14 protein-coding genes are annotated in these 13,727 nt (G+C 28.2%); 12 read left to right on the top strand and 2 right to left on the bottom strand.

All coding sequences use genetic code 11. From position 1 onward, the window contains the following. The first annotated feature begins 46 nt into the window (after positions 1–46). The 11 genes from rpmJ to AFAEC_RS05105 all read left to right on the top strand — a co-directional run bounded on the left by rpmJ (position 47) and on the right by AFAEC_RS05105 (position 11,414). Positions 47–160 carry a 50S ribosomal protein L36 gene (gene rpmJ, locus AFAEC_RS05055; protein WP_004509205.1) on the top strand — a complete coding sequence of 38 codons (114 nt, stop codon included), beginning with the start codon at positions 47–49 and terminating at the stop codon, positions 158–160. Between the two features lie 5 nt (positions 161–165). Beyond that, positions 166–534, top strand: coding sequence for a 30S ribosomal protein S13 (rpsM, locus tag AFAEC_RS05060; protein WP_026805468.1), 369 nt, complete (start codon positions 166–168; stop codon positions 532–534). A 9-nt stretch (positions 535–543) separates the two neighbouring features. Beyond that, a complete protein-coding gene (rpsK, locus tag AFAEC_RS05065) occupies positions 544–936 on the top strand; it encodes a 30S ribosomal protein S11 (protein ID WP_024775315.1) in 393 nt (130 codons plus the stop codon). A 10-nt stretch (positions 937–946) separates the two neighbouring features. Next, a complete protein-coding gene (gene rpsD, locus AFAEC_RS05070) occupies positions 947–1,573 on the top strand; it encodes a 30S ribosomal protein S4 (protein ID WP_026805469.1) in 627 nt (208 codons plus the stop codon). A 17-nt stretch (positions 1,574–1,590) separates the two neighbouring features. Continuing rightward, entirely contained in the window at positions 1,591–2,589 is a 999-nt protein-coding gene (locus AFAEC_RS05075) for a DNA-directed RNA polymerase subunit alpha (protein ID WP_026805470.1), read from the top strand. Between the two features lie 14 nt (positions 2,590–2,603). After that, the gene (gene rplQ / locus AFAEC_RS05080) at positions 2,604–2,954 is read left to right on the top strand and encodes a 50S ribosomal protein L17 (RefSeq protein ID WP_026805471.1); all 351 of its coding nucleotides are present in this window, start codon (positions 2,604–2,606) and stop codon (positions 2,952–2,954) included. A 162-nt stretch (positions 2,955–3,116) separates the two neighbouring features. Next, a complete protein-coding gene (gene gatA, locus AFAEC_RS05085; protein ID WP_026805472.1) occupies positions 3,117–4,472 on the top strand; it encodes an Asp-tRNA(Asn)/Glu-tRNA(Gln) amidotransferase subunit GatA in 1,356 nt (451 codons plus the stop codon). Positions 4,473–4,489: 17 nt separating this feature from the next. Beyond that, complete coding sequence (guaB, locus tag AFAEC_RS05090) at positions 4,490–5,935, top strand: IMP dehydrogenase (RefSeq protein WP_026805473.1); 1,446 nt, start codon at positions 4,490–4,492, stop codon at positions 5,933–5,935. Between the two features lie 184 nt (positions 5,936–6,119). Continuing rightward, positions 6,120–8,651: a methyl-accepting chemotaxis protein gene (locus tag AFAEC_RS05095; RefSeq protein WP_225442404.1), complete on the top strand. Its 2,532-nt coding sequence runs from the start codon at positions 6,120–6,122 to the stop codon at positions 8,649–8,651. A gap of 132 nt (positions 8,652–8,783) precedes the next feature. Next, positions 8,784–9,764, top strand: a complete 981-nt coding sequence (locus tag AFAEC_RS05100; RefSeq protein ID WP_026805475.1) for a diaminopimelate dehydrogenase — start codon at positions 8,784–8,786, stop codon at positions 9,762–9,764. 102 nt (positions 9,765–9,866) lie between these two features. After that, entirely contained in the window at positions 9,867–11,414 is a 1,548-nt protein-coding gene (locus tag AFAEC_RS05105) for a sensor domain-containing diguanylate cyclase (RefSeq protein WP_026805476.1), read from the top strand. Between the two features lie 18 nt (positions 11,415–11,432). Here AFAEC_RS05105 and AFAEC_RS05110 read toward each other — a convergent pair whose 3' ends face one another. Both AFAEC_RS05110 and AFAEC_RS05115 read right to left on the bottom strand, forming a co-directional pair. Then, a complete protein-coding gene (locus tag AFAEC_RS05110; protein WP_026805477.1) occupies positions 11,433–12,230 on the bottom strand; it encodes a shikimate dehydrogenase in 798 nt (265 codons plus the stop codon). Further along, complete coding sequence (locus AFAEC_RS05115) at positions 12,227–12,844, bottom strand: class I SAM-dependent methyltransferase (protein ID WP_026805478.1); 618 nt, start codon at positions 12,842–12,844, stop codon at positions 12,227–12,229. The genes AFAEC_RS05110 and AFAEC_RS05115 overlap by 4 nt, the downstream gene beginning before the upstream one ends. A gap of 60 nt (positions 12,845–12,904) precedes the next feature. Between AFAEC_RS05115 and pgeF the strand changes: the two genes are divergently transcribed. Then, positions 12,905–13,579: a peptidoglycan editing factor PgeF gene (gene pgeF / locus AFAEC_RS05120; protein ID WP_026805479.1), complete on the top strand. Its 675-nt coding sequence runs from the start codon at positions 12,905–12,907 to the stop codon at positions 13,577–13,579. Positions 13,580–13,727 lie beyond the last annotated feature (148 nt).

The following is a 13,727-nucleotide window of genomic DNA, read 5'->3' on the forward strand; positions in this document are numbered from 1 at the left end:
GTTGAAAGTGGAAATTAAAACACAAATGATAAGAAGGACGAGACTTATGAAAGTAAGAGCTTCAGTTAAAAAAATGTGTGATAAATGTAAAGTTATCAAAAGAAGAGGTATCGTAAGAGTAATCTGCGAAAACAAAAAACATAAACAAAGACAAGGATAAGACACATGGCAAGAATCGCGGGTGTTGATTTACCAAATAAAAAAAGAATGGAGTATGCTTTAACATACATCTTTGGAATTGGATTACATAATTCAAGACTTATTTTAAATGCAACTGGAATTGATTTCAATAAAAGAGCATTTGAATTAACAGAAGATGAAGCTGCTTTAATTAGAAAAGAGATCCAAGAAAACTACCTAGTAGAAGGGGATTTAAGAAAAAAAGTTGCAATGGACATTAAAGCTTTAATGGATTTAGGTTCATATAGAGGTTTAAGACATAGAAAAGGTTTACCTTGTAGAGGGCAAAAGACTAAAACTAATGCACGAACTAGAAAAGGTAAAAAGAAAACTATCGGTGCAGCGACTAAATAAGGATAGATGATGGCAAAAAGAAAAGTTACTAGAAAAAAAATTGTAAGAAAAAATATTGCTGATGGAATCATCCATATTGCTGCAAGTTTTAACAATACGTTAGTTACAGTTACAGATAATGCAGGAAATGTTATTGCATGGTCAAGTGCTGGAAACTTAGGGTTTAAAGGTTCTAAAAAATCAACTCCATTTGCTGCGCAAGCTGCTGTTGAAGATGCTATGAGTAAAGCAATGGAGCATGGTATTAAAAATGTAGGAATTAAAATTCAAGGTCCTGGTTCTGGAAGAGATACTGCTGTTAAATCAGTTGGTGCTATAAACGGAGTTAGAGTTACTTGGTTAAAAGATGTTACACCATTACCTCATAATGGTTGTAGACCTCCTAAAAGAAGAAGAGTGTAAGGAGTAAAATATGGCAAGATATAGAGGACCAGTAGAAAAAATCGAAAGAAGACTTGAAGCAGACCTTGGATTAAAAGGTGAGAGAAGACTTTCAGGTAAAAGTGCTTTAGAAAAAAGACCATTTGCTCCAGGACAACATGGACAAAGAAGAGCTAAAATTTCTGAATATGGATTACAATTAAGAGAAAAACAAAAAGTTAAATTCATGTATGGTGTTTCAGAAAAACAATTTAGCAATTATTTCAAAGAAGCAGTAAGAAGAGAAGGAAATACAGGAGCTATTCTTATTTCATTAATTGAACAAAGATTAGATAATGTTATTTATAGAATGGGATTTGCTACAACTAGAGCATTTGCTAGACAAATAACAACTCACGGACATATCTTAGTAGATGGAAAAAAAGTTGATATTCCTTCATACTTAGTAAAAGCTGGACAAAAAATTGAGATTAAAGAGAGATCTAAAAATAATCCTCAAATTAAAAGAGCTTTAGAGTTAACAAATCAAACTGGAATGGTTGATTGGGTTAATGTAGATAAAGATAAAGTATTTGGAATTTTCACAAGAATACCTGCTAGAGAAGAGATAGTTATTCCTGTTGAAGAGAGATTAATCGTAGAGTTATATTCTAAATAATAAATAAAAGGTAGCTAATGAAAAAATTTGCAGAAACTCCATTTTTACCAACTGAAGTTGAGATAGAAGCTATCAGCGAAAATGAGGCTAAAATATCAGCATACCCATTTGAAGATGGTTTTGCAATTACTTTGGCACACCCTTTAAGAAGACTTCTTTTGAGCTCATCAGTTGGATATGCTCCAATTGCTGTGAAAATAGAGGGTGCTACTCATGAGTTTGACTCATTAAGGGGTATGTTAGAAGATGTAGCTATTTTTGTTATTAATTTAAAAAACATAAAGTTTAAAATTAATGGTGATAAAAAACAAGTTGTTGTTGAATATACATTTAATGGACCAAGAGATATTAAGGGTGAAGATTTAATTAACTCTGAAGTTGATGTTGTTTCAAAAGATGCACATTTAGCAACAATTAATAGCGATTGTAACTTAACATTCTCTGTTATTATTCAAAAAGGTATTGGTTATATGCCTTCTGAAGATATTAGAGATATTGTTGGGCCTGATTATATACCAATTGATGCATTCTTTACACCTGTAAAAAAAGTGGTTTACGATATTGAAAAAATGTTAGTTGAAGATAATCCTAACTTTGAAAAAGCTGTATTTAGAGTATTGACAAATGGTCAAATTACACCAATAGCTGCATTTAAAGAAGCAGTTAGTGTTATGTATTCTCAAATGTCAGTATTTAATAAAGTATTTGATTTATCAGAAATAACTGTAAGTGAATCAGGTGAAGAGTCTGTTGAGATTAAAGAGTTAGTTCAAAGAATTGAAGAACTAAATTTAAGTGCTAGAAGTTTCAACTCTTTAGATAGAGCGGGACTTAAATATTTAGGTGAACTAGTACTTATGAGTGAAGTTGAAGTTAAAAATATTAAAAATCTAGGTAAAAAATCTTATGATGAAATAGCTGAAAAACTAGAGTCATTAGGATACCCAGTTGAAAATACACTTCCAGAGAATGTTGCTTCTGTATTAAGAAGAAAATTAGAGCAACTTAAAGCATAAATTAAGGGTTTAATATGAGACATAAGCACGGATATAGAAAGTTAAATAGAACTTCTGCTCATAGAAAAGCATTGTTAAAAAATTTAGCAATTGCTATTATTGAAAGAGAGAAAATCGAAACAACTGTTCCAAAAGCAAAAGAATTAAAAAGATTTATAGAAAAATTAGTAACATCTGCAAGAAATGCTGATTTAAATACACATAGATATGTATTTGCTGCTTTACAATGTAAAGAGGCTACTAAAAAATTAATTAATGAAATTGCCCCAAAATACGAAGGTAGAAATGGTGGATATACTTCAATAATTAAAACAAGAATAAGAAAAGGTGATGCTACACCAATGGCATTCATCTCTTTCATCTAAATCTTTCAAGGGATAGGAAACTATCCCTTTTTTTATTCCTAAAAATTATTTTCTAAATTTTTTAAAAAAATCCCATATCAAATTTACTTACCCTTTTTTTAAACAACTTTTTGATATAATCAGCCGTTTACTATACCTACAAAACATAGGAGAACCTAATTTATGACTCTAAAAGAAGCACTAAAACTAAATAGTGATGATATACAAAAATTAAGAGATGATTTAAATACAAAGATTAAAAATAGCAATATTGGTGCTTATATTGAGCAATTAGAAAATAAAGATGTATATAGTTGTGGGAATGGTATTCCAATAGCTATTAAAAATAATATAAATGTAAAAAACTGGGAGCTTACTTGTTCTAGTAATATTTTAAAAGGTTATATAGCTCCTTTTAATGCAACTGTTATTGAAAAATTACAAAATGCAGGATTAAGTCCATTTGGACTTACAAATATGGATGAGTTTGCCATGGGAAGTAGTACAGAATCTTCTTGTCATGGAAAAACATTAAATCCAGTTGATAACTCAAGAATTCCAGGTGGAAGTAGTGGAGGAAGTGCTGCTGCTGTTGCTGCAGGTTTAGCAATTGCTGCATTAGGAACTGATACAGGAGGAAGTATTAGACAACCTGCTGCCTATTGTGGTGTTGTTGGAATGAAACCAACTTATGGAAGAGTAAGTAGATATGGAATAGCTGCTTATTCATCTTCTCTTGATCAATGTGGACCAATTACACAAAATGTTGAAGATGCTGCAATTTTATACGATATTTTAGCTGGATATGATGAAAAAGATTCTACAAGTGCAAATATAGATTATACAAAAGTTACTCCAAATTTAACTAGTGATAGAAAATTTACAATAGCCGTAATTGATAATTTTGTTGAACAAGCTTCACAAGATATAAAAGATGCTTTGAATAATAGTATTAAACTTTTAGAAGAGCAAGGACATAAAATTATTCATACAAATATGATTGATTCAAGTAAAATAATTTCAACATATTATATTATTTCAGCAGCTGAAGCTAGTGCGAACTTAGCTAGATATGATGGAGTAAGATATGGTTTTAGAGCTTCAAATAGTGGACTAAAGGATATGTATATTGATACAAAAACTCAAGGGTTTGGATATGAAGTTAAAAAAAGAATTATGTTAGGATCATTTGTACTAAGTTCTGGTTATTATGATGCTTATTACATAAAAGCTCAAAAAGTAAGATCTATTATAAAAGCTGAATTTGATAAAATTTTTGAAACTGCCGATTTGATTTTATCACCAGTTGCTCCAACAACAGCTCCTAAATTTGGTTCATATACAAGTGCTTTAGAGATGTATTTATCAGATCTATATACAATTTCTATAAATCTTGCAGGACTTCCAGCTATTAGTTTACCAGTTGCAAAAGATAGTTCAGGACTTCCAATAGGACTTCAATTAATAGCAAATAGTTTTGAAGAACAAACTTTATTTGATGGTGCTTTATCTATGGAAAAAGCTGTAAAATATATATAATTTATTAGGATTTTAAAATGAGAATAAGAAAAAGAGCTTTAACTTTTGAAGATGTGTTACTTGTACCTGCAAAATCAGAAATTTTACCAAAAGCAGTTTGTACAAAAACTAAAGTTACTAAAAACATTGAATTAAATATTCCTTTTGTAAGTGCTGCTATGGATACTGTAACTGAATATCAAGCAGCAATTGCAATGGCAAGACTTGGTGGAATTGGAATAATTCATAAAAATATGGATATTGAATCTCAAGTTTTACAGTGTCAGAAAGTAAAAAAATCTGAATCTGGGATGATAATTGATCCAATAACTATTAAACCAGATCAAACTTTACAAGATGCTGAAGATATTATGGCTACATATAAGATTTCAGGAGTTCCAGTAGTTGATGATAATAATATTTTAGTTGGTATTTTAACAAATAGAGATATGAGATTTACAAAAGATTATAGATTTAAAGCTTATGAAAAGATGACGAAAATGCCTTTGGTTACTGCAAAAGAGGGTACAACACTTGAACAAGCTGCAGAAATTATGCACCAAAATAAAATAGAAAAACTCCCTATTGTAAATGATGATAATAAACTAATTGGACTTATTACAATCAAAGATATAAATAAAAAAATAGAGTATCCAAATGCTTGTAAAGATGAGTTTGGAAGATTAAGAGTTGGAGCTGCTATTGGTGTAAATCAATTAGATAGAGCTAGAGCTTTAGTTGCTGTTGGAGTTGATGTTTTGGTTCTTGATTCAGCACATGGACACTCAAAAGGGATTTTAGATACAGTTAAAGCTATAAAAGCAGAACTTAAAGTTGAACTTATTGCTGGAAATGTTGCTACTGCTGAAGCTACAAGAGATTTAATTATTGCTGGTGCTGATGGAGTAAAAGTTGGAATTGGTCCAGGAAGTATTTGTACAACTAGAATTGTTGCAGGGGTTGGAGTTCCTCAAATGAGTGCTATTGATGAGTGTGCTATTGAAGCTAAAAAAACTGGAATACCAATTATTGCAGATGGTGGTATAAAATATTCTGGTGATGTAGCAAAAGCTTTAGCAGTTGGGGCTAGTTGTGTTATGATGGGAAGTGCATTAGCTGGAACTGATGAAAGTCCAGGTGAAGTTGTACTTTTTCAAGGAAGAAAATTTAAAACTTATAGAGGGATGGGAAGTATTGGCGCTATGACAAAAGGGAGTACAGATAGATATTTCCAAGAAGGAACAGCTGCTGATAAACTTGTACCTGAAGGAATTGAAGGAAGAGTAGCTTATAGAGGAAGTATATCAGATATTATTCATCAATTTGTAGGGGGGCTTAGAAGTTCTATGGGATATTTAGGCTCAAAAGATATAGAAACATTCCAAGAAGTAGCAGAGTTTGTAGAGATTACAAGTGCGGGACTTAGAGAGTCTCATGTTCACGATGTAACTATTACAAATGAAGCACCAAACTATCATGTATAATTAAATAAAAAACGGTATTTACGCCGTTTTTTATTTAATCTGATTTTTTTCTTTTAAAATCAGATATTACCAATTATTTTAATTATATTTTTTATCTTATAAAATAAATTGTTATATTTAAGAAAGTATTATAAGTTTTTTGAATAAAATAAATATTATTTTTTTAAAAAGTAGGATGGAGAATATGACTATTGGGAGAAAATTTACTTTAACAAATGTTATTGTTACGATTGTTGTTTTGATTATTGGTTTTTTTATATTAAATAAATATAAAAATGATTTAAGAGATGAAATTTATAATGATGTTATTTTAAATTTAAATTCCCTTAGTGAACTTAGAATTGGTTCAAAACTAGATGTTGGTATATCAAATGCAACTTCAATAGCAAATGATTCAAATATTCAAGAGGCATTAAGCTCTAATAATAGAGATTTAGCTATAAAAACTCTTAGTAGTTTAAGTTCTACAATGAAAGAACAAACTCCATTTAAAAATATTCAAATTCATATTCATACATTAAATAATCACTCTTTCTTGAGATCATGGAAACCAACAGATTTTGGAGATGATTTAAGCTCTTTTAGAACAAGTGTTGTAAAAGTAAATAGTGAAAAAAAAGCTATAAATGGTTTTGAAATAGGAAATGATGGTTTAAGTTTAAGAGCAGTTGTACCTATATTTAAAGATAAAAATCATGTTGGATCATTAGAATTTATGCAAGGAATAAACTCTGTTGCTATTGATTTTGATAAAGAGAAAAGAGGATTCTTACTTTTAATGGATACAAGCTTGGCAACAGCTAAAATAAAAGAAGAAGATAAATTAAATAACTATTTAATCTCTCAAAAATTTAGAAATGACAATTTTATGGCAGATGTTAAAACTATAGATTTTTCTAAACTCTTAAAAGATAAATTTTTGATCTCTCAGAATTATTTTTATACATATATAAATGTTACAGATTTTAGTGGTAAAAAACTTGGTATCGCACTTGTTGCTGAACCAATATCAAATGTTGAACAATCTATTTCACAAGCATCAAATATTATCTATGCTGCTTTAATTATTTTAACTTTAGCTTTACTTTTTACTATGATAAATACTCTATTTAGTATGAAAAGAGAGATATTAAATCCTATTTTAAATCTTAAAAATACAATAGATGATATCACAAAAAGATCATCAGAAGCTACAAGAATAAAAGTTACATCAAAAGATGAGATAGGAGATGTTGTAACAAGTTTCAATAACTATTTAGATTCAATAGAAAAAGGTTTAATTCAAGATCAAATAGTAATAGATGAAGCAAAAGATATTATTGAAAAAGTGAATGCAGGACTATTTAATGATAGTATAAAAGGAAAAGCAAACTCAAAAAGAGTTGCTTCTTTAGTTGTTGAAATAAATAGTATGATTGCAAAAACTCAAAGTAATTTAACTTTAGTTAGCGATTCTTTAATTGCTCTTTCTCATGCAAAGTTTGATTATGAAGTTCCTGTTATCTCAAATGTAACAGGGCTTATAGCTTCTCTTTTAAGTGGAATTAAAGTTACTCAATCAAGTATAAATGAGATTATGTGTTTAATTGAGAAATCAACAATAGATTTAACAAGAAGCTCAAAAGAGTTAGCAATAGCTTCACGAAGTTTAAGTGAATCTTCAAATATTCAAGCAGCTAGTCTTGAAGAGACAGCAGCAGCAATAGAAGAGATTAGTTCAACTATTTCAAGAAGTAGTCAAAATGCTTCAAATATGGCTAAGTATGCTCTAAATGTTACTGAATCTACAAATCAAGGAATAGAATTAGCTAGACAAACAGCAATCTCTATGGATGAAATAAATAAAGAGGTTATACAAATAAATGAAGCAATTTCTATAATTGATAATATTGCATTCCAAACAAATATTTTATCACTTAATGCAGCAGTTGAAGCAGCAACAGCAGGAGAAGCTGGAAAAGGATTTGCGGTTGTAGCACAAGAGGTTAGAAATTTAGCAACAAGAAGTGCAGATGCTGCAAATGAGATTAAAAAAATAGTTGAAATGGCAACACTAAAAGCTAAAAATGGGAAAACAATAACATCAAATATGATTGAAGGTTTCAATGAATTAAAAGAGAATATTGATACTACAATTAAACTAATAGAAGATGTGGCAACAGCAAGTAAAGAGCAACAACAGGCTATGAGTCAAATAAATGATACAGTAAATAGTCTTGATCAAGCAACACAAAAAAATGCAGTTTTAGCTACAACTATAAATGATATGGCAACTAAAACTTCACAATTAGCAGTTAATTTAGATGAGACAATTCATCAAACAAGCTTTGATAAAGAGGCACATAAAAGAATTTGTGATGGAAGTATGATTATTGAGATAAATAAATTAAAATCAGATCATATAAATTTCAAAAACTATAATTTTGCTGCTTGTAAAGATGGGGCTACTTGTACAGTTACTAGTTCAAAAGAGTGTAATTTAGGAAAATGGATTATTTCAAATTCAAATAAAGATTTTGCAAAAACTAAAGAGTGGGAAGAGTTAGTAACATCTCATGATTTAGTACATAAATTGGTTCAAGATACAATAAGTTTATATTCAAACTCAAAACCAAATAGTGAAATCTTCTCTGTTACAAATGAGATAGAAAAAAATACTGATATTGTATTTACAATGTTAAATAAAATAAGAGAGATAAACTGCAGAAACTTATAATATTAAGCTATAGAAATTCTTTCTATAGCTTAAAAATTGATTTAAGTTGTATACAATAAAAAAAAGAGTAAAATCGTTCCCGATTTTTTTTGTTAAATACAAAAAATATTAAATTCAAAAGGAGCGTTTAGTATGAATAATCAAATAAAAGTTGCGATTGTTGGATATGGGAATTTAGGAAGAGGTGTTGAACTTTCTATTTCAAAAAATCCTGATATGAGTTTAGTGGCGGTTTTTTCAAGAAGAGATCCACAAAGTGTAACTACGATAAACACTCCAGTTTATTCAATAAATAATATTTTAGAATTTAAAGACAAAGTTGATGTTTTAATTTTATGTGGTGGTTCAAAAGATGACTTACCTATTCAAGGACCACAATTTGTAGAACATTTTAATATAGTTGATAGTTATGATAATCACGCACAAATTCCAGAGTATTTTGCAAGTGTTGATAAAGTAGCTTCAAAAAATAATAAAATCGGAATGATTTCTATTGGTTGGGATCCAGGAATGTTTTCTATAAATAGACTTTTTGGTGAAACTTTATTACCAGATGGAGATACATATACATTTTGGGGAAAAGGTTTAAGTCAAGGACACTCAGATGCAATTAGAAGAGTTGAAGGTGTAAAAAATGGTGTTCAATATACTATTCCATCAACTGAAGCTATTGAGAAAGTAAGAAGTGGAGCAAGACCAGAATTAAGTACAAAAGATAAACATAAAAGAGAGTGTTTTGTAGTATTAAAAGATGGAGCAGATGCTAAAAAAGTAGAGAATGAGATTAAAACTATGCCAAACTACTTTGAACCTTATGATACAACAGTTAATTTTATTTCAGAAGATGAGTTTAATAAAAATCATAATACTATGCCTCATGGTGGATTTGTAATAAGAAGTGGAGTTAGTAGTAAGGGAGTTAATCAAGTAATTGAGTATTCTTTAAAACTTGATAGTAACCCAGAATTTACAGCAAGTGTTTTAGTTGCTTATGCTAGAGCTACATATAAAATGGCTTTAAAAGGTGATTTTGGAGCAAAAACAATATTTGATGTTGCCCCAAATTTACTATCTTCTAAAACTTCTTTAGATTTAATAACTGAAATTTTATAAAATTCTTCCCCTTTTTGGGAAGTTTTTTACTTGTTAATAATTTTTATTATAAGTTTTAAATAATTTTTAGATATTATATTACAATATTAATAAGGCAAAATATTGTATAACAAATCAAAAAACTATCTTTTAAATCTTGATGTAAGAAATTTTTTCCTTGAATGGATATTTCTTATATTTTTTCTTTTGGCTTTAGGTATTTTTGTATCATTTATTATCTTTAATAAAAATGAAAATATTTTACAAAGAGAAGAAGAGAGATTATCAACTCAAGCAAAAATTTTAAATGATAATTTATTAAATCAGATTAACTCAATAAACCAAGCCCTTTTACTAACAAGAGAAGGGGTTGAAAGAGGTGATTTAGAAGATAAAAAATCAAAAGAGCATCTAGAAGAGCATATAAAGATGTTTATAAAAGTAATTCCTACTTTAAGAACATTTGTAGTATTGGATAAAAATGGAAAGGTTACAGCTACAAATAGAACAGATATTTCTGAATTTAACCACTCAACAAAGGATTATTTTTTAAATGTTAAAAATAACCCTTCTAGAACTAAGATCTATATAAATACTCCTTATAAAACAATGTTAGGAACTTGGACTATAAATTTAGCCTTAATGCTAAATGATGAAAAAGGTAATTTTAATGGTATAGTTTTAGCAGTTTTTGAACCATTAGAACTTTTGAAGAATTTAGAATCAGTTTTTTATGCAAGTGATATGAGAAGCTCTATAATTCATGGAGATGGAACTCTCTTTTTAATGGCTCCACAAAATGATGAAGCATTAGGTAAAAAAATTGATAGTGAAAATTCATTTTTATATAAACATAAACTAGGAAATAAATTAACTAGTGTTTATAAAGGGACATCTTATATATCAAATGATGAAAGATTAGTCGCTTTTTATACTGTAAAACCTCAAAATATTGATATTGATTCACCTTTATATATAACAGTTAGTAGAGATTTAAATGCTTTATATATAAATATAAAAAATGAAAACTATATAGTAGTTGTTTTGATGTTAATTTTAATATTAAGTTCAGTTTTTGGTCTATTTCTTCTTCAAAAAAAGAGATATTTTGCTAGACTACAAGAGATAGAACAAGATGAAGAGAAGAGAAAAATACTTGAAAATTATGCTTATATTGATAGTTTAACTGAAATTGCAAATAGAAGATATTTTGAGCAGTTTTTAGATAAAGAGTGGAGATATTGTCAAAGAAATAAAATGAATTTATCTATAGCTTTAATAGATATTGATAATTTTAAACTATATAATGATAAATATGGTCATCAAACTGGTGATGAGTGTTTAAAAATGGTTGCAAGAGTTTTAGATGATAATTTAAATCGCTCTCATGATTTTGTAGCAAGATATGGTGGAGAAGAGTTTATTTGTATTTTACCAAATACTAATATTGAAAATGCAGAAATAATTTGTGAAAGATTAAGAGTGGAAGTTGAGAATCTAAAAATTCTTCATGAAGATTCTAAAACTTCAAATGTTGTTACCATTAGTATTGGGCTTTCTTGTATCATTCCAAATGAAAAAATTGAGAAAAATGATTTGATAAGAAAAGCTGATAATGCTCTTTATTTATCTAAAAAATCTGGAAGAAATAGAGTTAGTATAGAGTTATAAAATTAAAAAAGAAGAATATTATTCTCCTTTTAACCCTTTTCTCATAGCTTCAACTAAGCTATTATCGGCTTTTGTCTTTGTAAAAAGTTCAAATGCTAAAACACCTTGATATAAAAGCATATCTTCACCATCTTTAATTTTATTATTTAAGCTTTGAGCTAAAGCCAAAAATGGAGTAACTTTTCCATAAATACAATCAAAAGCAAAAGAGCTATTTTTTAAAACTTCTTCTAGTAACTCTTTTGGTGCAGGTAAAAATTCATCTTTTAAACCTGCACTTGTAGAGTTTACAACTAAATCAAATTTAGCTACTTTAAAATCAAAATCATCAAAACTAAAGGCTTTTAGTTGATAATTTTTAAAAAATTCTAGTTTCTCTTTACTTCTATTTAAAACTGTTACATCAATATTATTCTCTTGCAAAGCTAGAGCTATTGCCTTTGCTGTTCCACCAGCACCTAAAAGTAAAACACTATTTATTTTTCCAAAACTTTCTATAGCTTTTAAAAAGCCAGGTGCATCTGTATTGTAAGCTATAACTTTATCAACTTCTAAAATATAGCTATTTACAGCCTCTATTTTTTGTGCTATTCCTTTTACTATATCTGCATTTTTAAAAGCTTTTTCTTTGTGTGGAACTGTTATGTTTGCTCCACTAAAACCATTTTTAATAAACTCATCTTTTATTAAATCTCCATTTATTAAATGAAACTTTTCATAAACTGCATCAAAATTTATATGTTTAAATCCCGCATTTTGCATTTGAGGAGATTTTGAGTGAACAACAGGGTCTCCAAATATTACAAACTTCTTCATCTACTTTCCTTTTTTGCATAGAAATTAAATAGTGGAAAATCTCCATAATCTCTTTGGTAAATAAATACTCTTTCATAGATATAATTTTTAAAACCAATTTTAGAGCAGATATTTTCTAACTCTTCTTTTGTAAATCCAAAATGATAAACTCCAGCATTATTATGTTTTTTATGAAAAGTTCCATCCTCTTTTTCTAAATCATTTACACAGATATATCCACCATTTTTTAAAGCTTTATAGCTTTTTTCAAAGAAAACTTCAAGATTTTCTATATGATGAAGTGACATAGAAATAACTATCAAATCAAATTTATTTTCAGCTAAATCATCAGTTGAAATATCATGTTTTTGGGCTTTTATATTTTTTAAACCTTTTTCTAGGGATTTTTTATTGAACTCTTCAACCATTCCAGTAGAGCTATCAAGTCCTAAAACTTCTCTGTTTTCATCTACAAGTTCAAAAGCTATCAAACCTGTTCCACAACCATAATCAAGGATATCTTTTATTTTTGAGAAATCCAAAGTCTCTTTTAAGTGTTTTATACAACCTTCTGTTTTTTCCAAACTTAACTGCTTCTTATCCCAATCTTTTGCTCTTTCGTCAAATCTACTCAAATCTTATCCTTAAAGAAATTTTGGCTAAATTATATCAAAAGCAAATAAAAAGAAGAAAAGATGAAAAATGAGATAATTTATACATTTACAACTACAAATGATGGAAATTTGGCTTTTCATGTTGGTGATGATGAAAAGAATGTTATAAAAAATAGAGAAAATTTAGCACTAAAAATTGGATATAAAAATGAGAATTTAGTCTATATGAATCAAATTCATAGTGCAAATATTGTAGTTGTAGATGAAAATTCTCCTAAAATGATAGATAATTGTGATGCAATTATTACAAATAGAAAAAATCTTCCTTTGATGGTAATGGTTGCTGATTGTATTCCTGTTTTAATGTTTGATGAAAAAAAAGGTGTAATTTGTGCAATTCATGCAGGAAGAAACTCAACTTTTTTAAAAATTGCTCAAATTACTGCTTTAAAAATGATAGAAGAGTTTGATTGTAAAGTAGAAGATATGAAAGCTATTTTAGGACCGTCTATACAAAAATGTTGTTATGAAGTGAGTTTGGAATTAGTAAATATAGTTAAAAATTCTTTTGGAGAAGAGTTTGTAGAGAATAGAAATATAGATTTACAAGGAATAAACAAAAAATTATTAGAGGATTTAGGAGTAAAAAATATAGAAGTTTCTCCTATTTGTACAAAATGTTCAAATCAACCATACTTTTCATATAGAAAAGAGAAAAAAACTGGAAGATTTGCAGGAATTATAATTTTAAAATAGTTTAGTGATTTTTTAATTTTATAATCTTACTTATATTTTAAGATAATTTGAAACAAGTTTAACTCTTTTATCTATAGTTGCATTTAGAGTTACTTACGCAATCTATTTTATTAAATTTAAGAAAATGTATTTAATATATAAAATGGTA

This window comes from Aliarcobacter faecis (assembly GCF_013201705.1).
Taxonomy (GTDB): Bacteria; Campylobacterota; Campylobacteria; order Campylobacterales; family Arcobacteraceae; genus Aliarcobacter; species Aliarcobacter faecis.

Excerpts from the sequence above, each read along its gene's own strand:
- gatA (WP_026805472.1), top strand. The coding sequence starts at position 3,117 with ATGACTCTAAAAGAAGCACTAAAACTAAATAGTGATGATATACAAAAA.
- rplQ (WP_026805471.1), top strand. The coding sequence starts at position 2,604 with ATGAGACATAAGCACGGATATAGAAAGTTAAATAGAACTTCTGCTCAT.
- AFAEC_RS05075 (WP_026805470.1), top strand. The coding sequence starts at position 1,591 with ATGAAAAAATTTGCAGAAACTCCATTTTTACCAACTGAAGTTGAGATA.
- rpmJ (WP_004509205.1), top strand. The coding sequence starts at position 47 with ATGAAAGTAAGAGCTTCAGTTAAAAAAATGTGTGATAAATGTAAAGTT.
- rpsK (WP_024775315.1), top strand. The coding sequence starts at position 544 with ATGGCAAAAAGAAAAGTTACTAGAAAAAAAATTGTAAGAAAAAATATT.
- guaB (WP_026805473.1), top strand. The coding sequence starts at position 4,490 with ATGAGAATAAGAAAAAGAGCTTTAACTTTTGAAGATGTGTTACTTGTA.
- rpsD (WP_026805469.1), top strand. The coding sequence starts at position 947 with ATGGCAAGATATAGAGGACCAGTAGAAAAAATCGAAAGAAGACTTGAA.
- AFAEC_RS05095 (WP_225442404.1), top strand. The coding sequence starts at position 6,120 with ATGACTATTGGGAGAAAATTTACTTTAACAAATGTTATTGTTACGATT.
- pgeF (WP_026805479.1), top strand. The coding sequence starts at position 12,905 with ATGAAAAATGAGATAATTTATACATTTACAACTACAAATGATGGAAAT.
- rpsM (WP_026805468.1), top strand. The coding sequence starts at position 166 with ATGGCAAGAATCGCGGGTGTTGATTTACCAAATAAAAAAAGAATGGAG.
- AFAEC_RS05110 (WP_026805477.1), bottom strand. The coding sequence starts at position 12,230 with ATGAAGAAGTTTGTAATATTTGGAGACCCTGTTGTTCACTCAAAATCT.
- AFAEC_RS05100 (WP_026805475.1), top strand. The coding sequence starts at position 8,784 with ATGAATAATCAAATAAAAGTTGCGATTGTTGGATATGGGAATTTAGGA.